Annotated in this window: 27 protein-coding genes; 12 read left to right on the forward strand and 15 right to left on the reverse strand. The window is 46.5% G+C overall.

The features are described 5' to 3' along the window. Positions 1-62 precede the first annotated feature (62 nt). The 5 genes from FW758_RS07185 to FW758_RS07205 form a co-directional block, all read right to left on the reverse strand. Positions 63-1,016, reverse strand: coding sequence for a D-2-hydroxyacid dehydrogenase (locus tag FW758_RS07185; protein WP_446445018.1), 954 nt, complete (start codon positions 1,014-1,016; stop codon positions 63-65). 35 nt (positions 1,017-1,051) lie between these two features. Next, on the reverse strand, positions 1,052-1,684 hold the full coding sequence (locus FW758_RS07190) for an outer membrane beta-barrel protein (RefSeq protein WP_446445019.1): 633 nt from the start codon (positions 1,682-1,684) through the stop codon (positions 1,052-1,054). 41 nt (positions 1,685-1,725) lie between these two features. After that, a complete protein-coding gene (djlA, locus tag FW758_RS07195; RefSeq protein WP_446445020.1) occupies positions 1,726-2,514 on the reverse strand; it encodes a co-chaperone DjlA in 789 nt (262 codons plus the stop codon). Positions 2,515-2,583: 69 nt separating this feature from the next. Beyond that, the gene (gene murU / locus FW758_RS07200) at positions 2,584-3,261 is read right to left on the reverse strand and encodes an N-acetylmuramate alpha-1-phosphate uridylyltransferase MurU (RefSeq protein WP_311990508.1); all 678 of its coding nucleotides are present in this window, start codon (positions 3,259-3,261) and stop codon (positions 2,584-2,586) included. Continuing rightward, a complete protein-coding gene (locus FW758_RS07205; protein ID WP_446445021.1) occupies positions 3,258-4,301 on the reverse strand; it encodes an aminoglycoside phosphotransferase family protein in 1,044 nt (347 codons plus the stop codon). Before FW758_RS07205 ends, murU begins: the two co-directional genes overlap by 4 nt. A gap of 159 nt (positions 4,302-4,460) precedes the next feature. Here FW758_RS07205 and lptD point away from each other — a divergent pair, with 159 nt between their 5' ends. The 8 genes from lptD to FW758_RS07245 all read left to right on the forward strand — a co-directional run bounded on the left by lptD (position 4,461) and on the right by FW758_RS07245 (position 13,513). After that, a complete protein-coding gene (lptD, locus tag FW758_RS07210) occupies positions 4,461-6,758 on the forward strand; it encodes an LPS assembly protein LptD (RefSeq protein WP_446445022.1) in 2,298 nt (765 codons plus the stop codon). A 118-nt stretch (positions 6,759-6,876) separates the two neighbouring features. Next, complete coding sequence (locus FW758_RS07215; RefSeq protein WP_446445023.1) at positions 6,877-7,014, forward strand: copper oxidase; 138 nt, start codon at positions 6,877-6,879, stop codon at positions 7,012-7,014. Further along, positions 7,001-8,305, forward strand: a complete 1,305-nt coding sequence (gene surA / locus FW758_RS07220) for a peptidylprolyl isomerase SurA (protein ID WP_006085822.1) — start codon at positions 7,001-7,003, stop codon at positions 8,303-8,305. Before FW758_RS07215 ends, surA begins: the two co-directional genes overlap by 14 nt. Positions 8,306-8,311: 6 nt before the next feature. Further along, positions 8,312-9,298, forward strand: coding sequence for a 4-hydroxythreonine-4-phosphate dehydrogenase PdxA (gene pdxA, locus FW758_RS07225; protein WP_446445024.1), 987 nt, complete (start codon positions 8,312-8,314; stop codon positions 9,296-9,298). A gap of 15 nt (positions 9,299-9,313) precedes the next feature. Further along, positions 9,314-10,120, forward strand: coding sequence for a 16S rRNA (adenine(1518)-N(6)/adenine(1519)-N(6))-dimethyltransferase RsmA (rsmA, locus tag FW758_RS07230; protein WP_446445025.1), 807 nt, complete (start codon positions 9,314-9,316; stop codon positions 10,118-10,120). 48 nt (positions 10,121-10,168) lie between these two features. Beyond that, the gene (gene apaG, locus FW758_RS07235; RefSeq protein WP_006080538.1) at positions 10,169-10,549 is read left to right on the forward strand and encodes a Co2+/Mg2+ efflux protein ApaG; all 381 of its coding nucleotides are present in this window, start codon (positions 10,169-10,171) and stop codon (positions 10,547-10,549) included. Between the two features lie 21 nt (positions 10,550-10,570). Continuing rightward, entirely contained in the window at positions 10,571-11,395 is an 825-nt protein-coding gene (locus FW758_RS07240; RefSeq protein ID WP_446445026.1) for a symmetrical bis(5'-nucleosyl)-tetraphosphatase, read from the forward strand. 96 nt (positions 11,396-11,491) lie between these two features. Beyond that, positions 11,492-13,513: a methyl-accepting chemotaxis protein gene (locus FW758_RS07245; RefSeq protein WP_446445027.1), complete on the forward strand. Its 2,022-nt coding sequence runs from the start codon at positions 11,492-11,494 to the stop codon at positions 13,511-13,513. Positions 13,514-13,781: 268 nt separating this feature from the next. On the opposite strand, the gene FW758_RS07250 is transcribed toward FW758_RS07245, so the two are convergent. From FW758_RS07250 to rplU, 7 genes are all read right to left on the reverse strand, one after another. Further along, the gene (locus tag FW758_RS07250; protein WP_006080534.1) at positions 13,782-14,195 is read right to left on the reverse strand and encodes a DUF3718 domain-containing protein; all 414 of its coding nucleotides are present in this window, start codon (positions 14,193-14,195) and stop codon (positions 13,782-13,784) included. A 222-nt stretch (positions 14,196-14,417) separates the two neighbouring features. Continuing rightward, complete coding sequence (gene folA / locus FW758_RS07255) at positions 14,418-14,900, reverse strand: type 3 dihydrofolate reductase (RefSeq protein WP_446445028.1); 483 nt, start codon at positions 14,898-14,900, stop codon at positions 14,418-14,420. Between the two features lie 27 nt (positions 14,901-14,927). Continuing rightward, a complete protein-coding gene (locus FW758_RS07260; RefSeq protein ID WP_311889534.1) occupies positions 14,928-15,401 on the reverse strand; it encodes a threonine/serine exporter family protein in 474 nt (157 codons plus the stop codon). Continuing rightward, positions 15,398-16,159, reverse strand: coding sequence for a threonine/serine exporter family protein (locus FW758_RS07265; protein ID WP_006080529.1), 762 nt, complete (start codon positions 16,157-16,159; stop codon positions 15,398-15,400). The genes FW758_RS07260 and FW758_RS07265 overlap by 4 nt, the downstream gene beginning before the upstream one ends. A 27-nt stretch (positions 16,160-16,186) precedes the next feature. Next, a complete protein-coding gene (gene cgtA / locus FW758_RS07270) occupies positions 16,187-17,356 on the reverse strand; it encodes an Obg family GTPase CgtA (protein WP_006080528.1) in 1,170 nt (389 codons plus the stop codon). Positions 17,357-17,570: 214 nt separating this feature from the next. Continuing rightward, complete coding sequence (gene rpmA, locus FW758_RS07275; RefSeq protein WP_006080527.1) at positions 17,571-17,825, reverse strand: 50S ribosomal protein L27; 255 nt, start codon at positions 17,823-17,825, stop codon at positions 17,571-17,573. Between the two features lie 14 nt (positions 17,826-17,839). Then, on the reverse strand, positions 17,840-18,151 hold the full coding sequence (gene rplU, locus FW758_RS07280) for a 50S ribosomal protein L21 (protein ID WP_006080526.1): 312 nt from the start codon (positions 18,149-18,151) through the stop codon (positions 17,840-17,842). 271 nt (positions 18,152-18,422) lie between these two features. Between rplU and ispB the strand changes: the two genes are divergently transcribed. Then, entirely contained in the window at positions 18,423-19,394 is a 972-nt protein-coding gene (ispB, locus tag FW758_RS07285) for an octaprenyl diphosphate synthase (protein ID WP_041408529.1), read from the forward strand. A gap of 84 nt (positions 19,395-19,478) precedes the next feature. Here ispB and ung read toward each other — a convergent pair whose 3' ends face one another. Next, on the reverse strand, positions 19,479-20,144 hold the full coding sequence (gene ung, locus FW758_RS07290) for a uracil-DNA glycosylase (protein ID WP_446445029.1): 666 nt from the start codon (positions 20,142-20,144) through the stop codon (positions 19,479-19,481). 187 nt (positions 20,145-20,331) lie between these two features. Here ung and FW758_RS07295 point away from each other — a divergent pair, with 187 nt between their 5' ends. Together FW758_RS07295 and FW758_RS07300 are read left to right on the forward strand one after the other, a co-directional pair. Continuing rightward, positions 20,332-20,895 carry a prepilin-type N-terminal cleavage/methylation domain-containing protein gene (locus FW758_RS07295; protein WP_446445030.1) on the forward strand — a complete coding sequence of 188 codons (564 nt, stop codon included), beginning with the start codon at positions 20,332-20,334 and terminating at the stop codon, positions 20,893-20,895. 73 nt (positions 20,896-20,968) lie between these two features. After that, the gene (locus tag FW758_RS07300; protein WP_106649673.1) at positions 20,969-21,289 is read left to right on the forward strand and encodes a DUF3144 domain-containing protein; all 321 of its coding nucleotides are present in this window, start codon (positions 20,969-20,971) and stop codon (positions 21,287-21,289) included. A gap of 89 nt (positions 21,290-21,378) precedes the next feature. Here FW758_RS07300 and FW758_RS07305 read toward each other — a convergent pair whose 3' ends face one another. After that, complete coding sequence (locus FW758_RS07305; RefSeq protein WP_220777044.1) at positions 21,379-21,993, reverse strand: LysE family translocator; 615 nt, start codon at positions 21,991-21,993, stop codon at positions 21,379-21,381. A 133-nt stretch (positions 21,994-22,126) separates the two neighbouring features. Further along, complete coding sequence (locus FW758_RS07310) at positions 22,127-23,668, reverse strand: S10 family peptidase (protein WP_446445031.1); 1,542 nt, start codon at positions 23,666-23,668, stop codon at positions 22,127-22,129. Between the two features lie 235 nt (positions 23,669-23,903). Between FW758_RS07310 and FW758_RS07315 the strand changes: the two genes are divergently transcribed. Then, positions 23,904-24,455, forward strand: coding sequence for a thioredoxin family protein (locus FW758_RS07315; protein WP_220592193.1), 552 nt, complete (start codon positions 23,904-23,906; stop codon positions 24,453-24,455). Positions 24,456-24,508 lie beyond the last annotated feature (53 nt).

A 24,508-nucleotide genomic window follows, 5' to 3' on the forward strand; every position in this document is an offset into this window, starting at 1 on the left:
ACCATTCAGGTCTTTCTCTCTTAACGTCGATATGATGAAAAGAGAGAAAGACGCATACCGCTTTACTTGTTCACACAGTTACTCACTTCACCCTGCAAATAACCGTGCACATTCGCCACGGCAATATTGAGTAGACTTTGTCTCGCTTCCTTAGTCGCCCACGCATTATGGGGACTAATGCTGATATTCGGCGCATGCAACAAGGGATTATCCGCGCTGGGCGGCTCGGTCGATAATACATCGACACCGGCAAATAAGCGGTTTTGCAAAAGCGCTGCTGCAAGCGCGGCCTCATCAATTAATCCACCGCGCGCCGTATTAATAAGCAGCGCATTAGGCTTCATCAAAGCAAGAGTTTGTTGATTGATAAATTGCTCAGTTTCAGGGGTAAGTGGGCAATGCAGCGAGATAATATCTGATTCGCTCAGCACAGTATCACGCGGTACCCAAGTGGCACCTTGGGGCAAGTCTTTGATAACTGAGCGCGTATTGACGAGCACTTTCATCCCAAATGCAAGGGCGAGCGTCCCAACCTGCTGGCCAATATCACCGTAACCTATTAAGCCTAAAGTCTTGCCTTTTAAGGATTGCAGCGGCATTAAGGTGAAACAAAAATCTTGGCAGTTCACCCACTGACCATCAACCACAGCTTGATGATGGGCAGCCACGGCTTGGGTGTGATGCAGTATATGAGCAAACACCATCTGCGCTACGGCATCGGGCGCATAGGCGGGCACATTCGTAACCACTATGCCTTGCGCTTTAGCTGCCGCTATATCAACAACGTTAGTACCCGTTGCCAATACGCCTATGTATTTCAGTGCCGGAAGTTGCGCCAGAGTCTTAGCATTAAGCGGCGTTTTATTGGTGAGAATGATCTCAGCGCCTTGGGCACGTGCGACAATATCAGCGCCAGCGGTGCGGGGAAAACACGCAAACTCGCCTAATTCAGTCAAGGATTGCCAACTGAGATCGCCAGGATTTAAAGTTTCGCCATCGAGTACAACTATCTTCATGTCGCTAAATCTCCTTTTAAGACGATGTGTTAGTGCTAAAAGCTGACTTTGAGCCCAAGGTTAGCCTGCGCCTGCCACATCACATCCGACGTAATGTGCCATAGGCATTCATCTTCATTGCAAAACAACGAACTGTCGCTGTTGATAAACGTCGCGTAACCGCGGATATCTGCAAACAAACCAAAGTGTTGAGTGACTTGATACTCTACCCCACCGCCAATCCCCATAGAGAAACGCGTTTCACTAGACCAAGCGTCAGGCAGCATGCGGGTGATCCCCGCACTTGCGGTGACGTAGGGTCGAATATCGCCACGGGGAAAATATAAAGTGCCGCCTAAGTGGATGTAATCTAAGTCTAATGAGGTAAGGCGATCGGGCGTAAACAAGCCACCACTTTTGAGTTCAGAGGCTTGGTGGCTGTATAAAAGATAAATATTACCGGGATCATTCGTGCCAATACCCAGCATCAGGCCGTAATGGCTCGATTCCTCGACCTTCACATTTTTCTTGTCGCCCGTTTGATCTGCGTTGACGTCAATTTGATTAACATCAAATTGACCGCCACCCAGACTATAACCGCCAAAAGGTGCGACAAACACTTCGGCCTGCGTGGACATAGTCACAGGGAGCAAACTCGCCAACAGCAACAGGCTATGCGTGTGTTTCATAATGAATTCCTTATCTTTTATACAATCCAAAGCAATCAAGACTAACGCATACCGCGCTCAGACTTGACTCTGTCATAGGCCGCTTGAATATCCTGTGCCTTACGATTTGCCAGCTCCATCATTTCCGGCGGCAATCCCTTAGCGACTAACTTATCGGGATGATGTTCGTTCATCAACTTACGGTAAGCTCGCTTAACTTCTTGGTCGCTGGCTTCGTTAGTAATCCCCAGCAAACTGTAAGCATCGGTAATCGATGTTTTGTTGCCACCTGAGGTCTGATGAAAGCGAAACTCCGCCTGCCAGCGCTTCAGTAATTCATCTAACTGTGCTCGACCATAACCTAACTCTTGGGCAATCGTCATCAAGATAGCGTGTTCAGCGGGATCCAGTTCACCGTCGGACAATGCCGTTTGGATCTGAATTTCGATGAACATCTGCACTAACTCTTTGCGGCCCATGGTAATAACACGGAAAGCTTGTAAGCTGCTACGCAGATCAAACTCCGCCGATTTCCCCTCGCGAAACGCCTGCTGCGCTTCTTTACGGGCTTCACCAGTTAAGCGCATTTGATCCATTAACAAGGTCGCGATGCGAATATCGGTTTCAGTCACATGTCCCGACGCTTTCGCCACATGCCCCATCACCGCAAAGGTGGTATTAAAGAAGATAGCTTGGCGATTCTTAGCCTGCCCTAGAACCTCGCGAAACCCCACACCAGAAGCCGCGCGCTTATCGTAAAGATGACCGAGCCACAAACCTAGCAGTGCACCAAAAATACGGCCGAACATAAAACCAATGACAAATCCAAAAAACTTACCCCAAAGCCGCATCTTATTTCCTGATTTCTATTATGTATTTGATGTGCCAGCGAAATCCTATGGATAAGCCAACACGGATATTTAGGTATTGCTTTGTAATCTGAGTTCGAGCCCTTGCAAGCGTGCTATCGTGCCAACATCGCACCAAAGTCCCTCAAACAGCCCGCCACTGACTCGGCCTTGAGCCATTTGTGCTCTCAACAACGGACCGAGTGCAAACGCCCCCTGCGGCGTCTGATTAAACAGCGACGGCCGATAAATGCCCATGCCAGAGAAAGTGTACTTAGTCTCACCAAGCTCCTGCACTCGATTGCCATCCAAGGCGAAATCGCCATTTGGATGCTGCTCAGGATTAGGCACTAGCCAGAGATGGGCGAGCGTATCGGCAGCAAGTTCAGTCATTGTCGGTAAGGCATCGATAAACACATCACCATTAATGACCCAAAAGGGTTCATCACTTTCACCCTCACACAATAAAGGCAAAGCCCGTTTAATGCCGCCGCCGGTTTCAAGCGCACTCTCTTCGGCGCTATAGCGAATTCGCACCCCAAAAGCGCTACCATCGCCCAGCGCCTCGACTAATTTATGTCCTAGCCAAGCATGGTTGATGACGATATCGACTATGCCTAACGCAGCAAGTTTTTCAATATGATAAACAATCAACGGTTTACCTAATACTGGCACCATAGGTTTAGGCATATTGTCCGTTAACGGCCGTAACCTCTCACCTCGTCCGGCGGCCAAGATCATGGCTTTCATTGCTTAACCTCAGATAAAGACTGGCTAGCTGTAAACGCAGGCAACACGCGACGAGTCAACCAGTGTGCAAATGGCACGAGTTCGGGATACTGCATGGCGATGTCGACAATATACGTTAATGTCAGTGGAATATCCGCCATATAGGCAGGTTTACTGTCGCGATAATTTAACCGTGCAAAAATCCCCACCGCCTTGATGTGTCGCTGCAAGCCCATGAGATCAAACCAAGTTTGATATTGCTCAACGGGGGTCTGTGTGGGAATGAAGCCTAGCGCGAGTGCTTGCTGATAATGGTATTGCATCAAGTCTGCGACTAACGGCTGCGGCCAGCGAATATAACAATCACGCAATAGCGATACCGCGTCGTAGGTCACAGGGCCGACGACAGCATCCTGAAAATCAATTACGCACAATTCGCCTGCTTGCAGCATAAGATTGCGGCTATGGAAATCCCTATGCATCCCCACGCTAGGCTGAGATAGCGCATTGTCGACAAGCAGATCGAAGCTATCGCTTAGCATTTGCAGCTCCGACTCGTCCAATGACAAATTAAGATGAGTGCCGAGTAGCCACTCAGTAAAGATGTGCAATTCACGGCGAACAAAGGCTTCATCGTACAGAGGTAAGGGCTGAACGAGGCCGCTATCAAGATGCTGACTTGCAACCACAGAAGCCACTTGCGGCAGTAAATCGAGTGCCTGACGATAATAGTCAGCCACGTTTTGCACGTTAAGCACAGATAACAGCTGGGTATCACCTAAGTCACTCATCAGCATAAAACCTTGAGCGGCGTCGGCATGGATCACTTTTGGAACTGTCAGTCCCGCGGCGGCATAGGCATTAGATAAGGCGATAAAGGGTGCGATAGGCACCAGTTGTGGCGGTGAATCGGCGGCGATAAAGGTGGCATCGGGCGTCGTGATCCGAAAGTAACGTCTAAAACTTGCGTCACCGGAAATCAATACTGGTGTCACCTCATCGGAAAAATAACCATTCAGCCACTGATTTAGGGAAAGAAATCTCGGATCGGATAAAGTCATTTCATGGCTCTTAAAGAAAAATTGCTTTATTATAGCTGGCATATAATTTGGAAACAGCTAAGAAATTGAGAGATTTATTAAGCGGCGTTGCGTTTGTAAATTGCAACTTTCCCCATCCATACTTGTCCAGAATAAGAAATCATAATTACTGACCTAAAGATGCAGATCCGATACCTTCTGGCCCTGAGCCTGTTACCGCAATTAGTCCTGGCAGACGACTCTCCAACCGCTTCGGCATCTCAATGCTTAATCGAACCGCCAGTACCCCGTATCGTATCTCAAACCCAAGGGATGAGTGCGGCTGAACTCAACAAAATTCGTATTGTCTCTGATAACTCTGATGCAGAAATGGGCAAACAAGCCATTTTCCGCGGGGATGTGGTTTTTAGCCAAGGCGATAGACACATAGCAGCCGATGAGGCTATTTTAGATCAAGCGACCGAACAGTTTGATGCCAATGGTAATTTAGTCTTCCAAGACAGTAACTTCACTGTTACCGCCGAATCATTGCAAGCTCAAATGCGCTCCAATCGTGCCACCCTTAAAGGGGCACAATATTGGCTGCATGGCCAACAGGTCCATGGCGATGCAGAAAAGCTGCAAATTACCATCAATAACAATTTAATTTTAACCAATACCAACTTTACCACTTGTCCACCCGACAATGTGTCTTGGCTGCTCGAAGCCGAAAAAATTAAGATCAACAGTGAAGAAGAATGGGGCGAAATTTGGAATGCCAAGTTAAGAGTCGGCGGCGTGCCTGTATTCTACATTCCCTATATGACAGTGCCGGTTTCTGATAAACGTAAGTCGGGCTTTCTCTACCCCAGCTTTAGCACCAGTACCACTAATGGTGTCGAAATTGCTGCGCCCTATTACTGGAACATTGCCCCTGAATATGATTTAACCTTTACACCTAACTATATGTCTAACCGTGGATTATTCACTAAGACTGAGTTTGGTTATTTAGCAGGCGAGGCTCAAAAAGGTCGAGTCAATTTTGAATATCTTGGCAACGATAAATTGATCAGTGGTAGTCCTAATCGCTACCTGTATAACTGGCAACATCAAGGGGCTATCGACAAAAATTGGCGTGTATTAGCTAATTTTACCGACGTGTCAGACAACAACTATTTCAATGACTTAAAGTCGGATGTTAACCGTGCTACCGACAACCAGCTGTCGCGCATAGGTGAAATCAGCTACTTCGAAAGTAACTGGGATATCAGCACCCGAGTCCAAGATATTAAAGTACTCGGTGAAGATGAAAAACCGTATCAGGTGATGCCTCAAGTCAACTTTAACTATCGCGCCGCCGATTTCTGGAACAATTTAGATTTTGGCTTTAATTCAGAGCTGACGAATTTTGCCCATCAAGACAATAATGTGAACACGGCGACGCGTTTACATATGGCGCCGAGCGTTACCCTACCAATTCACGGACCTTCGGGCTCACTCACCAGCCAAGTGAAGCTGATGCAAACTAATTATTGGCAACAGAATAACAATCCTAATGAAGAACTAGACGACACGGTAAGCCGTACCATTCCGCAGGTACGGATTAATGGTCAGATTAACTTCGAGCGTTTTACTGAGCTTTTCGATGAAAACTATCGCCAAACGCTGGAACCGCAATTCCAATATCTTTATGTTGGCTACGAAGACCAACGTGGCATAGGTATTTATGATACGGCCCAATTACAGGATGACTATTTTGGTCTATTCCGTGATCGCCGTTTCTCGGGACTGGATCGTATTTCCGATGCGAACCAAGTCACGCTAGGTTTAACAACACGCTTGTTCGACGATCACAACCAAGAAGCGACTAAATTCAGCCTAGGGCAAATTTTTTACTTGCAAGACAGTAAAGTCGGCTACGAAGACAATATTTTTGAATCAAATCAATCGACATCTGTACTCGCTGCCGAGTTAGATACCCGTTTGACGAATGATTGGTATATGGGTGCGGCGATTCAGTACGACACCAACACCAGTGAAAATAAAAAAACGGAAGTCACCTTAGACTTCAGACCCGAAGCGAACAAATTGCTGCAATTTAGCTATCGCTACGTCCCCGATTTATTGAACTCCAATACCAATGATACTGTGAACATCTCCCAAGCGGGTGTTCGTGGCGCTTGGCCCATCAGTGACGATCTCTACTTCGTGGGTAATTGGTATTATGACTTAAACGAAAGCCGCAGCATTGAAACCTACACAGGTATTCAATACGAATCATGTTGTTATGCGGTGCGATTTAGTTATCACTACCGCATTAAAACTAACTATGACGACAACATAGGCTCTGCTGCTATCGACTCCCGTGAGCAGTTTGAAAGCGGCTTCTACCTGAATTTAGTCATTAAAGGACTCGGTGGTTCTGGCCCATTAGGCGTAACCGATATGCTCAATGACGGCCTGTTTAACTACAGAAAACCGCTTTATCTGAGGAATTAGCAAAGAATTGTGATAGATTGCTGAACCTCAACAAGGACTGAGAGTCCAAACAGGTTAATGAGTGCTTTATCGTTTGCCTTTTGCTAACGCTAATAAAAGCGGATCTTAAGGTTTAACCATGCACTCAAATGCATCGCCAAAAAATGACATTAGGGCAACTCGCTGTAATTTCGATATAAATGGTAAAGTTATTTCAATTAAGCCGTCGAACCTGACCTTAGAACGTGCCAAGGATTTTGTGGATGAAACCCAGTAAACATCTGATTTTTGCTTTATTTGCACTCGCTATCAGCCAACCTACATTGGCCGCACCTCAGCCGCTCGACCGCGTTGCGGTCCAAATTAACGACGGCATAGTGCTCGAAAGTGAAATCACTAACATGATTGACACTGTTAAAGCCAATGCCAAAACGGCAAACCAATCGTTACCTTCTGACAGTGCCCTGCGTACTCAGGTGATTGAACGTTTGATCTTGACCCGTTTACAACTGCAAATGGCAGATCGTATTGGCCTGCATATTGGTGACTTACAATTAGACCAAGCGATTGAAAACATCGCGCGCGAACAAAAAATGTCTGTGGCGCAGATGCAACAGAAAATTGAAAGCGAAGGGTTAAGCTTCAGCCAATACCGCGAGCAGTTGCGCGAAGAAATCACCCTAGGTGAAATTCAGCGTATTCAAGTACAACGTCGTATTCAAGTGTCACCACAGGAAATTACTAGCCTAGTCAAACTCATCCAAGAACAAGGGATGAAAGATGTGGAATACCAAATTGGCCACATCCTGATTGACGTGCCAAATAATCCTACCAGTGAACAACTGGAATCCTCGAGCAAACGTGCCAATATCGTTTTGGAGCGTTTAAAGAGTGGTGAAGATTTCCGTCGTACCGCTATCGCATCTTCTTCGGGCCCTAAAGCACTCGAAGGCGGTATTTGGGACTACATGAACATCAACGAAATGCCAACCCTGTTCGCCGAAGTGATCAACGGTGCGAAAACGGGTGACATTATCGGCCCGATTAAGAGTGGTGCAGGTTTCCATATCATTAAGATCATGGATGCTCGCGGCCTACAAACCAAAGAAATTGAAGAAGTCAGAGCGCGCCACATTTTGCTCAAGCCATCGCCAATTTTGTCGGAAGATCGTGCTAAAGCCATGCTTGAGCAATTCCTGAAGCAAATTCGCTCAGGTGAAGCTAAGTTTGAAGACCTAGCGCGTCAATATTCTGAAGATCCAGGTTCCGCCACTAAAGGCGGCGAATTAGGTTGGGCAGAGCCAAGCATTTACGTGCCAGAGTTCGCTCAAACCCTTAACAGTTTGAAAACTGACCAGATCAGCGAGCCATTCCGTACTACTCACGGTTGGCACATTACCCAGTTAGAAGAACGCAGAAAAACCGATGCCACGGATCAGTTCAACAGTAACCGTGCGCACCAGTTGATCTTCCGTCGCAAATTTAACGAAGAACTGCAAAACTGGCTAGACGAAATGCGTTCAGACGCATACATTGAAATCTTCCAGCCAGAGACCAATCGAGGTTAATTCTAATTGAGCACTAAACGTATTGCCGTTACCCCAGGTGAACCCGCAGGTATTGGCCCCGATTTAGTCGTACAACTCGCTCAGCAGGCTTGGCCTGTTGAGTTAGTCGTTTGTGCGGATCCAGAATTATTAACCAGCCGTGCTAAACGACTCGGTTTGCAAGTGACTTTCCGCCCTTACCAGCCAAATCAAGCGCCTAAACCGCAAGAAGCGGGCACATTAACTATTGCCCCCTTCAAGCTAGTGACCGAATCGATTTGCGGTCAGCTCGATGAACAAAACAGCACTTATGTAGTTGAAACCTTGCGTTATGCGGGCGAGAAAAACATGAGCGGCGAGTTTGATGCTGTCGTGACGGGTCCGGTACACAAAGGCATTATCAATCAAGCGGGTATTTCCTTTAGTGGCCATACTGAGTTTTTTGCCCATCAAGCAAATTGCCCCGATGTGGTGATGATGCTGGCAACGCCGGGATTACAAGTGGCACTCGTGACCACACATATCCCGCTGGCCTATGTTGCAAAAGCGATAACACGTCAACGCCTACAGCATATTATCAAGATTTTACATGCCGATCTCATCAGCAAATTTGGCATAGTTTCACCGAAGATTTATGTTTGTGGCCTTAATCCACACGCAGGTGAAGACGGCCATTTAGGGCGTGAAGAAATCGACGTGATTATTCCTGCACTCAACGAGTTGCGAGAAGAGTTCCAGATGAATATTGTCGGCCCATTACCCGCCGATACCCTGTTCCAACCTAAATATTTACAGGACGCCGATGTCGTCTTGGCCATGTACCATGACCAAGGACTTCCCGTTCTCAAGTCACAAGGATTTGGCAAATCGGTAAACATCACCTTAGGTTTACCCTATATTCGTACCTCGGTTGACCATGGTACGGCGCTCGATCTCGCGGGTACAGGCAAAGCCGATATTGGCAGCTTTGTGTGTGCTCTGAATAAAGCCATTGAGTTATCCTCAAAGAACTAAACGATTACATTATTAATGAGCAACAAAGTACATTTAGGCCACACGGCCAGAAAGCGTTTCGGACAAAACTTCCTTACCGACAGCAATGTGATTGACCGCATTGTGGGCGCAATTGCCCCCGATAATCACCATGTGATGGTCGAGATCGGCCCAGGCCTTGGTGCTTTAACCGAACCCGTAGCCGAAGCTGTAGATAACCTGACCGTCGTCGAACTTGACCGCGATCTAGTTGAACGCTTAAATCATCACCCAGTCCTTAAAGATAAACTGACCATTCACCAAGGTGATGCACTGCAGTTTGATTTTGGTCAACTGAGTGTGCCAGGCAAAAAGATGAAAGTGTTTGGTAACTTACCTTACAACATTTCAACGCCGCTGATGTTCCACCTGTTCGAATTTGCCGAACAGATTGAAACCATGCACTTTATGCTGCAAAAAGAAGTGGTACTGCGTTTATCGGCAAGCCCAGGCTGTAAAGCCTATGGCCGTTTAACGGTAATGGCGCAATACTTCTGCCAAGTGGTTCCGGTTCTTGAAGTGCCGCCCCACAGCTTTACGCCCGCGCCTAAGGTCGACTCAGCAGTCGTACGCTTATTGCCATACGCTGTAAAGCCGTTCCCTTGCAAAGATGTGACCGTACTACGTCACCTTTGTACTACGGCGTTCAACATGCGTCGTAAGACTCTGCGTAATAACTTAAAGCACATGTTATCCGACGATGAGTTCGAGCAATTAGGGATTGATTCAAGTCAACGCCCAGAGCAGATTAGCGTGCAACAGTATGTTGCTATGGCTAACATGGTTTGCGATAAGAAAGCATAAATATGTCTGGGCACTTAGGTGCCCTTTAACCAGAGCCTAGGAACAAGAATGAGCGCATTGGACACCTCCATTCGGGTTGAAGTTAAAACTGAATATATAGAGCAGCAGTCCTCGCCCGAGGATGAAAAATACCTCTTCAGCTATACCATCACTATCATCAATTTAGGTGAGCAGGCAGCTAAACTCGAAACCCGTCACTGGATAATCACAGATGCCAATGGCAATACCAGTGAAGTCCAAGGCGCCGGAGTTGTCGGTGAAACACCAACCATAGCGCCAAATACCGCCTATCAATACACCAGTGGCACTGTGCTCGATACACCCCTTGGCATAATGCATGGCACTTATGGTATGGTCAGCGAATCGGGTGAGCATTTCCAAGCGACGATCCGTCCCTTCCGTTTAGCGACCCCAGGCTTACTACATTAATATCGTTAGGAAAGGGGTACTGTGGCGCATTATTTTGTTGGTGACATCCAAGGCTGTTTCGCTGAATTACAAAAATTACTCGCTAAGGTCGATTTTAATCCCTCCCGTGATGAACTCTGGGCTGTAGGTGATCTTGTTGCTCGCGGACCAGATTCCTTATCTACACTACGTTTTTTTCGTTCTTTAGGTGATTCCGCTAAAACGGTTTTAGGCAATCACGATCTCCACTTAATGGCGTTACACGGCAAGCTCAAACGCGCTAAGCCCAGCGATAATTTAACTGAAATTCTTGAATCGCCCGATATTTCAGCCTCAATTGACTGGCTGAGACAGCAACCCCTAATGCGTGAATTACCCGAACACCAACTCATCATGAGTCATGCGGGTGTACCACCGCAGTGGTCGCTTGAAGTATTAAGAGAAGAAGCCGCACTCGTCAGTTGCGCACTCAAACAAGATGATTATCTTGAGGCACTGATAAGCCAAATGTATTCGGATAGTGCCGAACAATGGGACCCAAGTGCAATTGGCATAGAGCGCCTACGTTACTGCATCAACGCATTAACACGCATGCGCTACCTCTATGTCGATGGCCGACTCGATTTTGACTGTAAACAACCTCCTGAAAACTGTACTAATCCACAACTCAAACCTTGGTTTGAGTTTGCTTCGCCCCTGCGCCAGAGTCACACCTTGGTTTTCGGCCATTGGGCAGCACTGATGGGCAATATCGGCGATACTAAATTAAAGGCTTTAGATACAGGTTGTTGCTGGGGTGAACACTTAACCCTATGGCATCTTGAAAAAGACCAAAAAATTACCCAAAAAAAGTTAAAAAAGAGTTAAACTAAAACAGCTTAAAGTCGATAACAGACTGAGCCGCCTAACCCTGAAATCGCCCTGTTTTCATTTGGAAAAATATAATAAAAATCGGAGTATCCTATGAAATTTAACGTAGCCACCAGAGTGATTGGCGGTTTTGGTATTGTCACGCTTTTGCTCGTGGTGCTGGGATTTACATCCTACCTCACCAACAACAGCCTAAAAGCCAGCTCGGCGATGATGCAAGAATTAAGCTTGCCAGCGCTTAAGTCGACCAATCACCTCAGTGAAACCTTGAGCGAGCAACAAAGACAAATCCTGATTGCCTATCACACGCCTAAATCAGCCAATATTCCCAGTATTCGCAAAGTGTTCGATGATCATGGCACTCAGTTCAAAAACGAAATAGCTAACATCACCCAATTAGTGAAAAGCCAGCCAGAGCTCACCTCCTTAATCAGCCAATTAAGCGGTAGCTTCTCAAGCTTTGAACGAGACAGCCTTGCTATGATCGCCGAACGTGAAGCTTCATTAAGCAAGCAAGAACAGTTAGTTAATCTAAAGAAAAAACTCGAAAATGCCGCCGATGATGCCTCATCTGAACTGCTCGATATTGTTGATTTAGAAAGCAGTCAAAATCCCGATGAGCAGAGTCTGGCCGCGTCAGCCAGCGCGATTGATACTAGCCTCGGGAATATCATCACCACTATCGCAGACTTAGTCACCAATGAAGAAGACAGTAAGCACGAACTGATCTCTAAAGAACTTGACTACATTATCAGCGAAACCAAGAACAAACTTGAATATGTAAATCGTCACGGTCAAGGTATCGTCGATGCGGATACCTTAAGTTCAGTCACTAAAGATATTGAAAAAGTTTTAGCGCTTGTCACCGGCCCGCAATCTATGTTGCAGCTGAAATCGAGCCAGCTTTCCCATGCTAAAGAAGCTGTGCTCAAACTCGGTATTATCGAAAAAGACGTGAAAGTCATTAACACGAACATGGATGATGTGAGTAATAACATCGAACTTGTTGCCGCCAACATGAGCAACGACACCATCGCTAAGATTGACTCTGCTAGCATACAAACCATGGTTGTAGTGTTAATTGCCATTGTTGTCGCTGTCATTGTGAGTTTTGCTGTAGTGAACCCGCTCAAACGCTCACTCAGCCAAGTGAACAATGCTCTAAACGTCTTAGCCTCAGGCAACCTTACCCATAAGCTGGATGACTCTGGACACGATGAATTTGCAGAGCTGGCGAAAAACTGCAACCGTCTCGTCGATAGCTTACGCAGTTTGATTATCGGCATCTTGGATAGATCGAACCAACTGGCCGCGGCAGCTGAACAAACGTCGGCAATCACAGCACAAACTACCTCCGGCATTCAAGAACAAAAAAGCCAAGTGGACCAAGTGGCCACTGCAACCACAGAACTGAGCTCTAGCGCGCAACAAGTGTCGTTAAGTGCCGATCAAGCCCTTGAGCAAATCAAGCAAGCCGACCAAGAAACTCAGCATATGCGAGCCATTGCCGAAGAGAACAAACTGACGATTTTGGCTTTAGCCGATGAAGTGGCTAAAGCCGGCGTTGTGATCAATAAAGTGCAGTCTGATAGTGCCTCAATTGGTTCAATTTTGGATGTGATCCGCGGCATTGCAGAGCAGACTAACCTACTCGCCCTTAACGCCGCCATTGAAGCTGCTAGAGCCGGTGAACAAGGTCGTGGCTTTGCGGTGGTTGCCGATGAAGTCCGTAGCTTAGCCTCACGCACTCAGGTATCGACCCGAGAGATCCAACAGATGATTGAAGTGTTGCAGCAAGGTGCAGAGCAAGCCGTTGCCGCCATGGATATGGGACGCGCTCAGGCAAATGCCTGTGTTGAAAAAACTGAGCAAGCCAACATTGCCCTCGAAACCATTAGCCAGTCTGTACATAAGGCCTACGACTCAGGCACTCATATCGCCCATGCAGCTCAAGAGCAGAATTTAGTCAGCCAGCAAGTGTCTGAGAAACTGGAGCATATTGCTGCCATTTCGGAAGAAACGGCTATCGGCGCAGATCAAACGGCTCAGTCTAGCCATCAAGTCGCCAAACTAGCCGAAGAGCTTCAAGCCTCAGTTGGTGAATTTAGAGTTTAAGTTTTAATTGTTAAAATCCACTAAACCAAGGGTCGCTTAGCGGCCCTTTTTTTGCGCCAAATTTACTTTCCCTATCATACCAATCACTCGGCCTGACCGACTTAGTGCAAATTAGGGCCATAAAAAATGCCGAACTTAAGTTCGGCATGTTTTCTGATTCAAGGCAAGATGTTTAATGCAAAGCGCTTAATACTCGTCACTTAATAAAACTAAGCAGCAAAATAGGCTAAAGTGCCGCTTGTTCGGAGCAACAAGTTCAGCTCAGCGATTACTCTTCTTCGCCGCCCGCAGCAGCGCCAAGACGCTCTTTCACTGCTGCAGTGATAGGGCTATCACCATGACCGTTTGCTTCAGCCCAAGCTTGGATAGTCATACCATCGGCTTCAGCGACACTCAGTTCCGTCACCGACAAACGTTTAGCCACAAACTCACCGGCATCGTTAGCACTCGCGCCGTAAGCGGTACGCAATAGACTTGCGCCATCGCAACTGATGCCACTGTAAATCTGGCGTAGCTTAACGCGGCTTTCTTTTAATTTTTTACGTAGGCGGTTTTTATCGTTAGCTTTTACGTAATCGCAAATACTCGCGACGAGTGGATCAACGCCCGCAACAGCAGGGGTTGGTACAGTGATATAGCTAAATCCAATTAACGCAGCCAAGGCTACAGGCATAAGACGCATCCGATACTCCTTAATACTTTCTTATAGTTTTATTATCAATTTTGTATGGGCTGCATCTCGTCTCTCAAGGGTATTGACCTCTTGGCTTTAGCTCTCGTTCGAAATCTAGGATAACGAAATAGGCTATCTCTTCTTTCCGTGAAAACTAAATGTCCGATATGATGCAATACGTTAGATAAACTGACGCCCCATACACACAGGGTACACAACAGAGGCTGCAATTTAACATTTTTTTACCAAATTGATAAAGCGATATTCCAAACCATCCGCATTTATACTAGACAAAGATTCCGTTTCCTTCCAAGTTCCGTCATCCAAATAGGGGAAAAATGTATCGCCCTCAACCTCTAGCTTGATTTGCGTCAAATATAAGATATCTGCGTAAGGTAATAACTCGGCATAAAGCTGACCGCCACCAATCACTACTAACTCTTCACACTCGCCGGCGGCTTGTTTGGCTGCATCAAAGGAGGTTACACAGGTCACGCCTTCAATGACGAGATCCGTTTGACGTGAAATCACTATGTTATGTCGGCCAGGAAGAGGTCTACCAATGGACTCAAAGGTCTTACGCCCCATCACCACAGGCTTACCTAGGGTCATGGCTTTAAAGTGACGTAGATCTTCTGGAAGATGCCATGGCATTTTATTCTCTTTTCCGATGACTCGGTTGTTTGCCATCGCGGCTATCATAGCAATGCGCATGCTCACTCCTGTTTTATTGAAATAGAATTATTGAATGACGGGGCGGGTTCTGAAATACAGCAAGCTCGGCATAGCCAGCCCCACAGCTAACGCCCCGAGAATAAAGACGGTTTTGAGGCCATTACTAATCACTTGTGCCGTCAGTTCAGGACTCACCTGAGACTGAGCAGTCAGTTGCACTAAGGCAATGACGGTATTAAAGGCATAAGTGCCAGGGATCATAGGAATAATAGCGGCGACAGCATACATTAAAGGTGGCGCTAAGTGGCGCTTTCCAAACCCTATCGTAATAATCCCGACGATTGCAGCCGCGGCAAAGGTGGCCCACTCAATCGGTAAACTAAACTGTAGCATTAAGGTACGCGAGCTATGACCAATGGCTCCCGCTAAGGCGCAATAGGGAAGAAATCGTTTAGGAACATTAAATACCATAGCAAATCCCACGGCGGGAATTGCTGAGAAAAAAGCATCGTGCAGCAGCGTTATCAGTAATTCCATCATAGGAAAATCCCGCCGATCTGCATCGCAATCGTAATGCCTATCACAGAAGAAACGGTCAACAAGGTCGCATGACCCCAACGGGAGATGCCGACATTCATATGCCCTTTCACCATGTCGGAAATCGCATTGATCATCGGAAAACCCGGCACCAGCATTAGCACACTCGCGGCCATAGCAGCCTTAGGCGTTTCACTCAATGCAAACACATAGCCAGTTTGAGCCAACATACTGGTGACAAAAGCCGTGACGGCAAAGTTAACCAATAAATTAAAATGCTGCTTAGCAATCGCTAAACGTACCGACATGCCCACAGCTGCGGCAAAAAAGGTAATCACACACGAGATAAGATCACCATTAAACAGGTGACAAAAACTGGCACAAGACAGGCCAATCATGAAGACAACTAAACTCGGTGGATAGGTTTTAGGCTCAATCCGCGCCAAACGTTTACGGACTTCGTTGGGGCCATACAGACCTTTTTCAGCTAATAAACAGATGCGTTGCAATTCACAAACTATGGTCATATTAATGCCATGCTCACGAATACGACGAGTCGTAGTGATGCATCGACCATGAACTAAACTGGTTAATACGAGGGAATTGGAGGAAATAGAGAGTTCTACGCTGGCAAGGCCTAAAGCCTGACCTAGACGCTGGCTGATTTCTTCAACTAAATCAGATTCTGCGCCGTAGGCCAGTAGCAGTTGTGCAGCACGCACAACTTGCCGAGTAATATCATTTTGAGTATCTGCGTACACGAAACTCTCAAAATTAAGACGGTAAGATTATCTCTGGTAAATAACTTCTACGTCGTAGTCGTCATCATCAAAGTCGTCGTCATCATCTTCATCAACATAGTCTTCATTTACAGAATCTAAGTTAGCTTGATGATAATTATCCCACTTGAACTCGACTTCACTGTCTGGGTCGATTTCATTGTCTTCTGGTGGCAGGCTCGCAATATAATCGAGGAGCTTTAATGCCAACTCATTAGTGCCGTCGCGGTTGTAGGCAGAAATAGTGTAAACGTCGCCTTCCCAACCCATCTCTTTAACGATGCGATCAACCTTTTGTTGCAGCTCTTCTTCGAGCAGCAAATCGGTTTTGTTAAAGACTAACCAACGTGGCTTGCTTGCCAGTTTTGGAGAGTATTTCTCAAGCTCACCAACGATAGCACGCGCAGACTCAACCGGATCGGTTCCGTCAATAGGCTCAATATCGATAATGTGCAGTAGAATACGACAACGCTCAAGATGCTTTAAGAAGCGAATACCTAAACCCGCACCATCGGCTGCGCCTTCGATAAGACCTGGAATATCCGCGATCACAAAGCTTTGACCAGGACGCGGATTAACCACACCTAAGTTAGGCACTAGTGTTGTAAACGGATAATCAGCCACTTTAGGCGTTGCACGGGAAACCGCACGAATGAATGTCGACTTACCCGCGTTAGGCATGCCAAGCAAACCAACATCAGCCAGCAGTAACAACTCTAATTTAAGGCTACGAACTTCACCGGGTGTTCCTAACGTCTTTTGACGTGGGGCACGGTTAGTACTGCTCTTAAAACGGGTGTTACCTAAACCATGGAAACCACCTTTGGCAACCAATAGCTTTTGACCGTGGGTCGTTAAATCCCCAAGGACTTCTTCAGTATCATGATCGACCGCGCGAGTACCAACAGGAACTTTTAAGATCAGATCTTTACCGCTGTGACCGGTACAATCACGGCCACGACCATTTTCGCCACGTTCAGCCATGTGAAAACGTTCAAAACGGAACTCGATCAAGGTGTTGAAGTTTTCGTCAGCTTGCAGGAAAACACTGCCGCCGTCGCCACCATCACCACCATCAGGACCACCATCTGGTACATACTTTTCGCGCCTAAAGCTAACACAACCGCTACCGCCGTCGCCTGCTTCGACCCTAATTACTGCCTCATCGACAAACTTCATACTTACTCCTGGCACCACTGAATGAAGCAATTATACCGTCTAACTTCATTGGTCGCCAAAAAACTCGAGATACTTTGCTCCCAATCTTACCTGTCAATGCTCATTCTTGGTAATCATTTACCAACTCAAGCATCTACACGGCGTAAATAGAAGCACAAAAAACAGAAAGCCCCACCAATGGCGGGGCTTTAACAGTATAAGCTAGGTTCGAAAATTAAGCTTCGATGCTAATAAACTTACGGTTATTAGCGCCTTTAACTTCGAATTTCACTTTACCGTCAGTCAGAGCAAACAGAGTATGGTCACGACCAATACCTACGTTTACACCAGCGTGGAATTTAGTACCACGTTGACGAACGATAATGTTACCAGCTAGAACTGATTCACCGCCAAAGCGCTTAACACCTAGACGTTTACTTTCTGAATCGCGGCCGTTACGAGTAGAACCGCCAGCTTTTTTATGTGCCATGAGTTAGACTCCTATTATGCGTTGATAGCAGTAATTTTAACTTCAGTGAACCACTGACGGTGGCCCATTTTCTTGTCGTGATGCTTACGACGACGGAACTTAACGATAGTTACTTTATCGCCACGACCGTGACTTACAACTTCAGCAACGACTTTACCGCCAGCTACTAAAGGAGCACCAACATGCACTGTTTCGCCATCAGCGATCAAAAGAACTTGATCGAATTCGATAGTTTCGCCAGTTGCAACTTCTAACTTTTCTAAACGAACAGTGTGGCCTTCGGCTACACGGTGTTGTTTACCACCACTTTGAAAAACAGCGTACATAGCTATTTTACTCCAATTCCTAACACGCGGGCTCATTCTTGGATGAGGCAGGGTGCTATAAAAACTTTATTGACAATGGGCGCGGAGTTTACGCGAAGAATCTAACTCTGGCAAGCCCTAATTAGGAAAGAATAAAAAAAGACCGGATTAACTCTCACATTAGTTGAGCTAGTGCTGTCATATGTCAGAATTTTAGGTAAAATTCATTTCATTATAACACGTGAGCCTAAACAGGGGCCGGTACGTAATGACCCCACAACCAGAGTCTACTATGGATTTAAACGCTATTCGTCAACTGGCTGACACTGATATGCAAGCAGTCAATCAGCTGATATATAAACAGCTTGAATCAGATGTCGCCCTAATTAATCAATTGGGTTTTTACATTATTAATGGTGGTGGTAAACGTCTTCGTCCTCTGCTGTCGGTATTAGCCGCACGTGCGGTGAGCTACGAAGGCGAAGCGCATCTTAAGCTAGCGGCGATTATTGAGTTTATCCATACGGCCTCATTGCTCCACGATGATGTAGTTGATGAATCGACATTGCGCCGCGGACGAGAAACCGCCAACGCACTGTTCGGCAATAGCGCCAGCGTGCTGGTCGGGGATTTCCTTTATACCCGTTCATTCCAGATGATGACTGAACTCGACAGCATGAAAGTGCTCAGAGTGTTAGCGGATACCACGAACGTATTGGCCGAGGGCGAAGTCTTACAACTGATGAATTGCAACGATCCTGACACCACAGAAGAAAGCTATATGCGGGTCATTTATTGCAAAACTGCTAAGTTGTTTGAAGCGGCCACTCTGCTTGCGGGTGTGTTAGCGGGTGCGACGCTAGAGCAAGAAACCGCCTTAGGTAACTATGGTAAATACCTTGGGACCGCCTTCCAGCTTACCGACGATTTACTCGACTATACCGCCGACAGTGATGAGCTAGGCAAGAACATAGGTGATGACCTTGCTGAAGGTAAACCAACTCTGCCACTCATCTATGCCATTGCCCATGGCACAGACGAAGAGAAACACCTCATACGTCAAGCAATTGAGCAAGGCGATGGTACACAGGCCATAGATAAAATAGTGGCAGCACTGCACCATTGTGGCGCGTTAAACTACACCCAGCAAAAAGCGATTGAAGAATCAGAGAAAGCCATCGAGGCATTATCGATTCTGCCTGACAGCGACTACAAGCAAGCCTTAGTTGCGCTAGCTAAGATTTCGGTCGACCGTAATCATTGATCACTCGCTAATTCATTTTTAGCCCAAAGAAAAGGTCTTACTCAGTAAGACCTTTTTTATTGCCTCAAACCCGCAACCCTAAGATTAAACCTGCCAGCGGATCGGCGCTTCGCCCCGCTCAAGTAATAATTGATTCACTTGAGAAAAATGCCCACAGCCAAAGAAACCACGATAAGCCGATAAAGGTGAAGGATGCGGCCCAGTAAGCACTTGATGTTGCGGTGCGTTAATCACTTGACCTTTTTTGATGGCATGACTGCCCCAAAGCACAAAGATAATCGGCTGTGTCTGGCGATTCAATAATTCCAGCGCGGCAGCAGTAAAGACTTCCCAGCCCGCTTTGGCATGGGAGTGCGCCTTACCTTGCTCAACGGTCAGCACCGTATTGAGCATTAAGATCCCCTGCTCCGCCCATGCAGATAAATCCCCGTGGGATGGAATGGTAAAGCCATCAATATTTGTCGCTAATTCCTTGTACATATTGGCTAAGGAAGGCGGCGGTTTAATACCGCGTTTGACCGAAAAGCATAAACCATGGGCTTGATCTGGGCCGTGATAGGGATCTTGGCCAATCAATACCACTTTGACCTTTTCAAGCGGAGTCATAGTAAAAGCATTAAAAACATCAGCTTCGGGTGGATAAACCACTTTCCCAACCCTACGTTCATTGTCTACAAACGCACTTAGTTGCTGAAAATAAGGCAAAGCCCTTTGCCCATCGATAAATGTTTGCCATGTCACCTGAGTCACGATTTTACTTCCTCAATCCTATTATCGGGCTAGCTTAAAAGTCCTGCTGTAGAATGGCAAGTTTGAAGGTTATGCTTGTCGATGAGTGATAAGGCTATGTTTGCAGTGTTTCACTTTAAGACTTTCAATTTAAAACATTCGAATTTAAATGCTATAGTGCGCCCATTCTCGCACTGTCTAATACTCCATGATGATCCAACATTCTGATAAATTGATACAACGACATCAAACGGGTTTCACCTTAGTAGAGCTTGTGGTGGTCATCATAGTGCTCGGTATTTTAGCGGTAGTGGCCCTGCCAAAATTTATCAATGTGCAGCAAGATGCGCAAATCGCTACAGTCAAAGCCGCTGGCGGTGGCTTTAAGTCAGCCATCAATCTGGCGCGATCCGTTTGGGCGGTAAAAGTGGGTTCAGGTCCAAAAGAAGACTTACCGGTATTTGGCACGGCGCAATCTGAGCAAGTAGATTTCAACGCCTTCGGCTGGCCTGCACAACACTATATCTTTGGTAATGAAGCCTCACCGGCGCTCGATAATGTCGAAGACTGTATCTCGGTATGGGAAGTATTATTCCAAAATACCCAACCGAGTGTCTCACGCCTAAATGTTGATACGACTGAAACCGACTACAAAGCCAGCTATACCAACCCAGGCAAGTGCACTTATTTCTATCGAACCAACGACAAACTCTCGATCAGTTATGACTCCCAAACCGGAGTCGTCATTACCGACACAGATCCCAATAGTTAATGCCTGACGATTCCTTCTTACGTCAATTACGTTAGAATCCAACTTTAATCTGTTACTTTTTAGAGTGAACGCCATGACCGACACGAGCAACACCACCATTTACGAACTTGCTGATCAGTTTATTGCCTTAGCCAATCAGCTAAGCCAACAAGAAGCAGATGTAGGCAAGGTTGGCACGGCACTGCGTTTTGCCGCGGCACGTTTTAACGCCTTCGAAGCCGCGATTAAATCAGCGGATCTCGGCGCCGAGAAAGAAAGCGCATTAGAATGGTTTAGCAGTGAATTCAAAGAAATGCTGAGTGACAACTTAGACGATCACATCGCGAATCCGCCAATTCTCCAAGAAGCGGTGGCAGAAGAGACCGACAATTCAGTGCAAATGTTTAAAGGCTAAGCATGCCTTTCATGCATAGCGAAAACATAAAAAACGCCATCGATTGATGGCGTTTTTGTTTGTTGAAACAGATGACCTGCAATCAATAACTAAAGCGTGTATACCACGCGGAATGCCAGCAGTATCAACACCACGCCGGACAACTTATCAATTAACCCTGCCTTTTCCCGTAGTTTAGGCAACACGCTTGAGTGGGATAACAATAAAGCGATAAGCGTATACCAAAGTCCATCGACCACTAAAGGGGTAAAAACGATTAAAGCTTTAGCCGTCATGCTGTCGGCCACCATCACGAATTGGCTGAATAACGCGAGGAAAAACAGCATGATTTTAGGATTAAATAAGGAAATGGCGATACCATCACGAGCTGCTGTCAAGGTATCTGTCGCCTCCCCTGCGGCCAATTTAGCTTGCATACCGCCCTTGGAACGTAGCGCCTGAACTCCCATCCAAGCCAGATATAAAGCACCGAGAATCGCAATGCCATTAAAGACTAAGGGCGCCTTTTTAAGTACGACGGCTAAGCCGAGTAACGTCACCAACGCATAAATCCCAATGCCTATCGAATGTGCCCACGCGCAAACTATACCCTTGCCCCGTCCACCGCCTAAGGTATGGCGCACCACCATAGCTAAACTTGGGCCCGGCGACATAGCCCCCAAACAACAAATAGCCAATAAACCTAACCAAGTACTAAAACTCATTGAACACACCTTACGCCGAATAAAAAGGCCCCATTGATGTATATAAACTCTGGGGCCTTAACTTGTTTGCTATTCTAGCATTGCGCCATTAAGGCGTTAACGCTAATCAATCCGTTTGTCGATAAATTAACGGCTATTTAGGCTGATAAAAAGCACGGATATCCTTCACTAACTGAGTTAAGGATTCGGGCTCAACGTACATCATGTGTCCCGCTTTATAGTAATGCATACTCACACGACTATTATCTATGCCGTTATCGGCAAAGGTATTTTCGGTGGCAAAAAATGGCGTCGCAAAGTCAAAGTAACCGTTGCCGACAAAAATCCGCAGATCTTTGTTCTCACGCTGCGCTTGACCAAGATAAGGCGCAACGTTGACATAGTGCATCTGCTTACCGCTGATATTCCAGTTCCAGCCCCGGTTCACATCAACGGAGAGTACATTGAAAGGACGGGATAAGGTCACGCCCAAATCGTCATACAGATATTGATGCATGGCGGCTGTATAAGCGCCATCAATCCCATAACCTGATGGATCATCGTCGGTTGAATCGCCGCCACTATCATAGTCTTTACCTGTGTAGCGGCTGTCTAACCGACCTATTGTCAAATCTTGATCTCTGAGCAGCTCCTTAGTGTATCGACTGGCGCTCACGCGCAAATTAACACGATCTAAATAGTGCTCACTTAACCCCGTAAAGCGCGCCAAGCTTTGACGTACCGCTTGATAGGCCTCGGGTGTTAAGCGGCTGCCTTGCAACAACGCGAGGGCATAATCTTTAATGGCAAACTTGCGCGCTTCCTCAATAAAAGCCTCTAGCCCTAAAGCTTTATCCGTAGCGCTGACTTTATTATGGTAAAAAGCCGTCGCCGCCATGGTCGGTAAAAAACCAATGTATGGTTGATTATTACCCGGTTGGTAGCGGGCATGACTAAAATCGAGAATAGATGAAATCAGCATAATTCCATTCACCGAAATGTCGGTCCAACCGCCCTGCAATTCATTAACAAGTGCTGCCGCGCGGGTAGTACCGTAACTCTCGCCGGCCAAATATTTCGGGGAATTCCAACGTTTATGCTCAATCAACCAGCGGCGAATAAACTCGGCAATTGACTGGGCATCTTCTTTCACGCCCCAAAAGTCTGCACCTTTTTTATCACCTAAAGCGCGACTAAAGCCAGTACCTACGGGATCGATGAACACGAGATCGGACTCATCGAGCACAGAGTAATCGTTTGATTCAATATGATAAGGTGCTGCGCCATCGTCCTTTGCATCCGGCACCACCACACGTTTAGGACCGAATAAGCCCATGTGCAACCAGAGCGAGGCCGAACCCGGACCGCCGTTAAAAATAAAGGTTACGGGGCGTTTGTTGCTGTCTTTAACATCGTCACGTAAATAGGTAATAGAGAAAATACTCGCCAGCGGTTCGTCTTTATCATCCTTTAAAATAGTCTCGCCACTTATCGCTTGATAACTGACTTTTTGCCCTTGAATCGTCATCTTATGCTCAGTTTTGACGACTTCAGGGGCAAGCTTGTCGGCTTTATCTTCGGCCTTTTTGGCGGGTTCGGCATAGCTCAGGCTCGAGCAGAATACGATCAACGGCAACAGTAATAATGACCAAAGCGGCCTAGCCGACGAGCGTCGACACGATAATAAAGGTGTCATCTTATTTCCTATTATTTTTGTTATAGCGGTAACTATCATCCTGCCCAGCTTACAAAGACTCAACAGCAGGCGCAAAACACAATTGCAACTGAATGCGTCAAAGGGCTGCTCAAATGAAATCCCATAAATTCACGCTGATTTAAGCCGTTAACCGCTAAGATAGGCACGAATCTAAGTCTGTATTCCTTAGCCTCTATGGTTAATAAAGGCACGCCATTCTCCAGCAGGAAGTTTTATGAGCACTATTACTCTGATCAGTATTATCATTCTTTGTCTATTAATCGGCGCTATCTTGCTGCTGCTTTGGCAAAGACAAAAAGGAAAAACCATACCGCTGGCGGTGATATTTGTACTGGGATTTTTCGCCTTAGGACTCGGTGCGATTATTGGATTTGTGCATAAAGGCGAGGATTATCAAGCCTATCAAAAACTGCAATGGCACACCTTAGCACCCGAGCAAATTGCACCTCTGGTTGCCCAAGGCTATACAGTGTTTGTCGATATCACTTCAGATTGGTGCACCATCTGCCAAACCAATAAAGCCGAAGTCACCCATAGGGAACAAATTGTGAATGCCTTAATGGCAGACAACATTATCCTGATGCAAGGCAACTGGAGTGAGGCCAACAAAACGATTGAAAGCTATATGCGCCATGAAGGTGTACCTGGTACGCCCTACAATAAAATCTACGGTCCAAGCGCACCCAATGGCATTCTTTTGCCGTCAAAACTCAGTATGAGTGATGTGTTGAATGGCCTTGCTGCCGCACAAACGAATCGCAGCTAACGAAAAATCAACCAATAAAAAAGGCTGCACTGCAGCCTTTTTGCTCACTTCAC

The sequence above is a fragment of the Shewanella sp. 1180_01 genome (assembly GCF_052850535.1).

What these genes read in the sequence shown, in the direction of transcription:
- FW758_RS07185 (WP_446445018.1), bottom strand. Translation starts at nt 1,016, where the DNA reads ATGAAGATAGTTGTACTCGATGGCGAAACTTTAAATCCTGGCGATCTC.
- FW758_RS07260 (WP_311889534.1), bottom strand. Translation starts at nt 15,401, where the DNA reads ATGATGGAATTACTGATAACGCTGCTGCACGATGCTTTTTTCTCAGCA.
- FW758_RS07205 (WP_446445021.1), bottom strand. Translation starts at nt 4,301, where the DNA reads ATGACTTTATCCGATCCGAGATTTCTTTCCCTAAATCAGTGGCTGAAT.
- ispB (WP_041408529.1), top strand. Translation starts at nt 18,423, where the DNA reads ATGGATTTAAACGCTATTCGTCAACTGGCTGACACTGATATGCAAGCA.
- FW758_RS07315 (WP_220592193.1), top strand. Translation starts at nt 23,904, where the DNA reads ATGAGCACTATTACTCTGATCAGTATTATCATTCTTTGTCTATTAATC.
- FW758_RS07310 (WP_446445031.1), bottom strand. Translation starts at nt 23,668, where the DNA reads ATGACACCTTTATTATCGTGTCGACGCTCGTCGGCTAGGCCGCTTTGG.
- cgtA (WP_006080528.1), bottom strand. Translation starts at nt 17,356, where the DNA reads ATGAAGTTTGTCGATGAGGCAGTAATTAGGGTCGAAGCAGGCGACGGC.
- FW758_RS07190 (WP_446445019.1), bottom strand. Translation starts at nt 1,684, where the DNA reads ATGAAACACACGCATAGCCTGTTGCTGTTGGCGAGTTTGCTCCCTGTG.
- djlA (WP_446445020.1), bottom strand. Translation starts at nt 2,514, where the DNA reads ATGCGGCTTTGGGGTAAGTTTTTTGGATTTGTCATTGGTTTTATGTTC.
- apaG (WP_006080538.1), top strand. Translation starts at nt 10,169, where the DNA reads ATGAGCGCATTGGACACCTCCATTCGGGTTGAAGTTAAAACTGAATAT.
- FW758_RS07300 (WP_106649673.1), top strand. Translation starts at nt 20,969, where the DNA reads ATGACCGACACGAGCAACACCACCATTTACGAACTTGCTGATCAGTTT.
- murU (WP_311990508.1), bottom strand. Translation starts at nt 3,261, where the DNA reads ATGAAAGCCATGATCTTGGCCGCCGGACGAGGTGAGAGGTTACGGCCG.
- FW758_RS07305 (WP_220777044.1), bottom strand. Translation starts at nt 21,993, where the DNA reads ATGAGTTTTAGTACTTGGTTAGGTTTATTGGCTATTTGTTGTTTGGGG.
- FW758_RS07250 (WP_006080534.1), bottom strand. Translation starts at nt 14,195, where the DNA reads ATGCGTCTTATGCCTGTAGCCTTGGCTGCGTTAATTGGATTTAGCTAT.
- rsmA (WP_446445025.1), top strand. Translation starts at nt 9,314, where the DNA reads ATGAGCAACAAAGTACATTTAGGCCACACGGCCAGAAAGCGTTTCGGA.
- folA (WP_446445028.1), bottom strand. Translation starts at nt 14,900, where the DNA reads ATGCGCATTGCTATGATAGCCGCGATGGCAAACAACCGAGTCATCGGA.
- rpmA (WP_006080527.1), bottom strand. Translation starts at nt 17,825, where the DNA reads ATGGCACATAAAAAAGCTGGCGGTTCTACTCGTAACGGCCGCGATTCA.
- FW758_RS07215 (WP_446445023.1), top strand. Translation starts at nt 6,877, where the DNA reads ATGCACTCAAATGCATCGCCAAAAAATGACATTAGGGCAACTCGCTGT.
- FW758_RS07295 (WP_446445030.1), top strand. Translation starts at nt 20,332, where the DNA reads ATGATGATCCAACATTCTGATAAATTGATACAACGACATCAAACGGGT.
- lptD (WP_446445022.1), top strand. Translation starts at nt 4,461, where the DNA reads ATGCAGATCCGATACCTTCTGGCCCTGAGCCTGTTACCGCAATTAGTC.
- surA (WP_006085822.1), top strand. Translation starts at nt 7,001, where the DNA reads ATGAAACCCAGTAAACATCTGATTTTTGCTTTATTTGCACTCGCTATC.
- rplU (WP_006080526.1), bottom strand. Translation starts at nt 18,151, where the DNA reads ATGTACGCTGTTTTTCAAAGTGGTGGTAAACAACACCGTGTAGCCGAA.
- FW758_RS07245 (WP_446445027.1), top strand. Translation starts at nt 11,492, where the DNA reads ATGAAATTTAACGTAGCCACCAGAGTGATTGGCGGTTTTGGTATTGTC.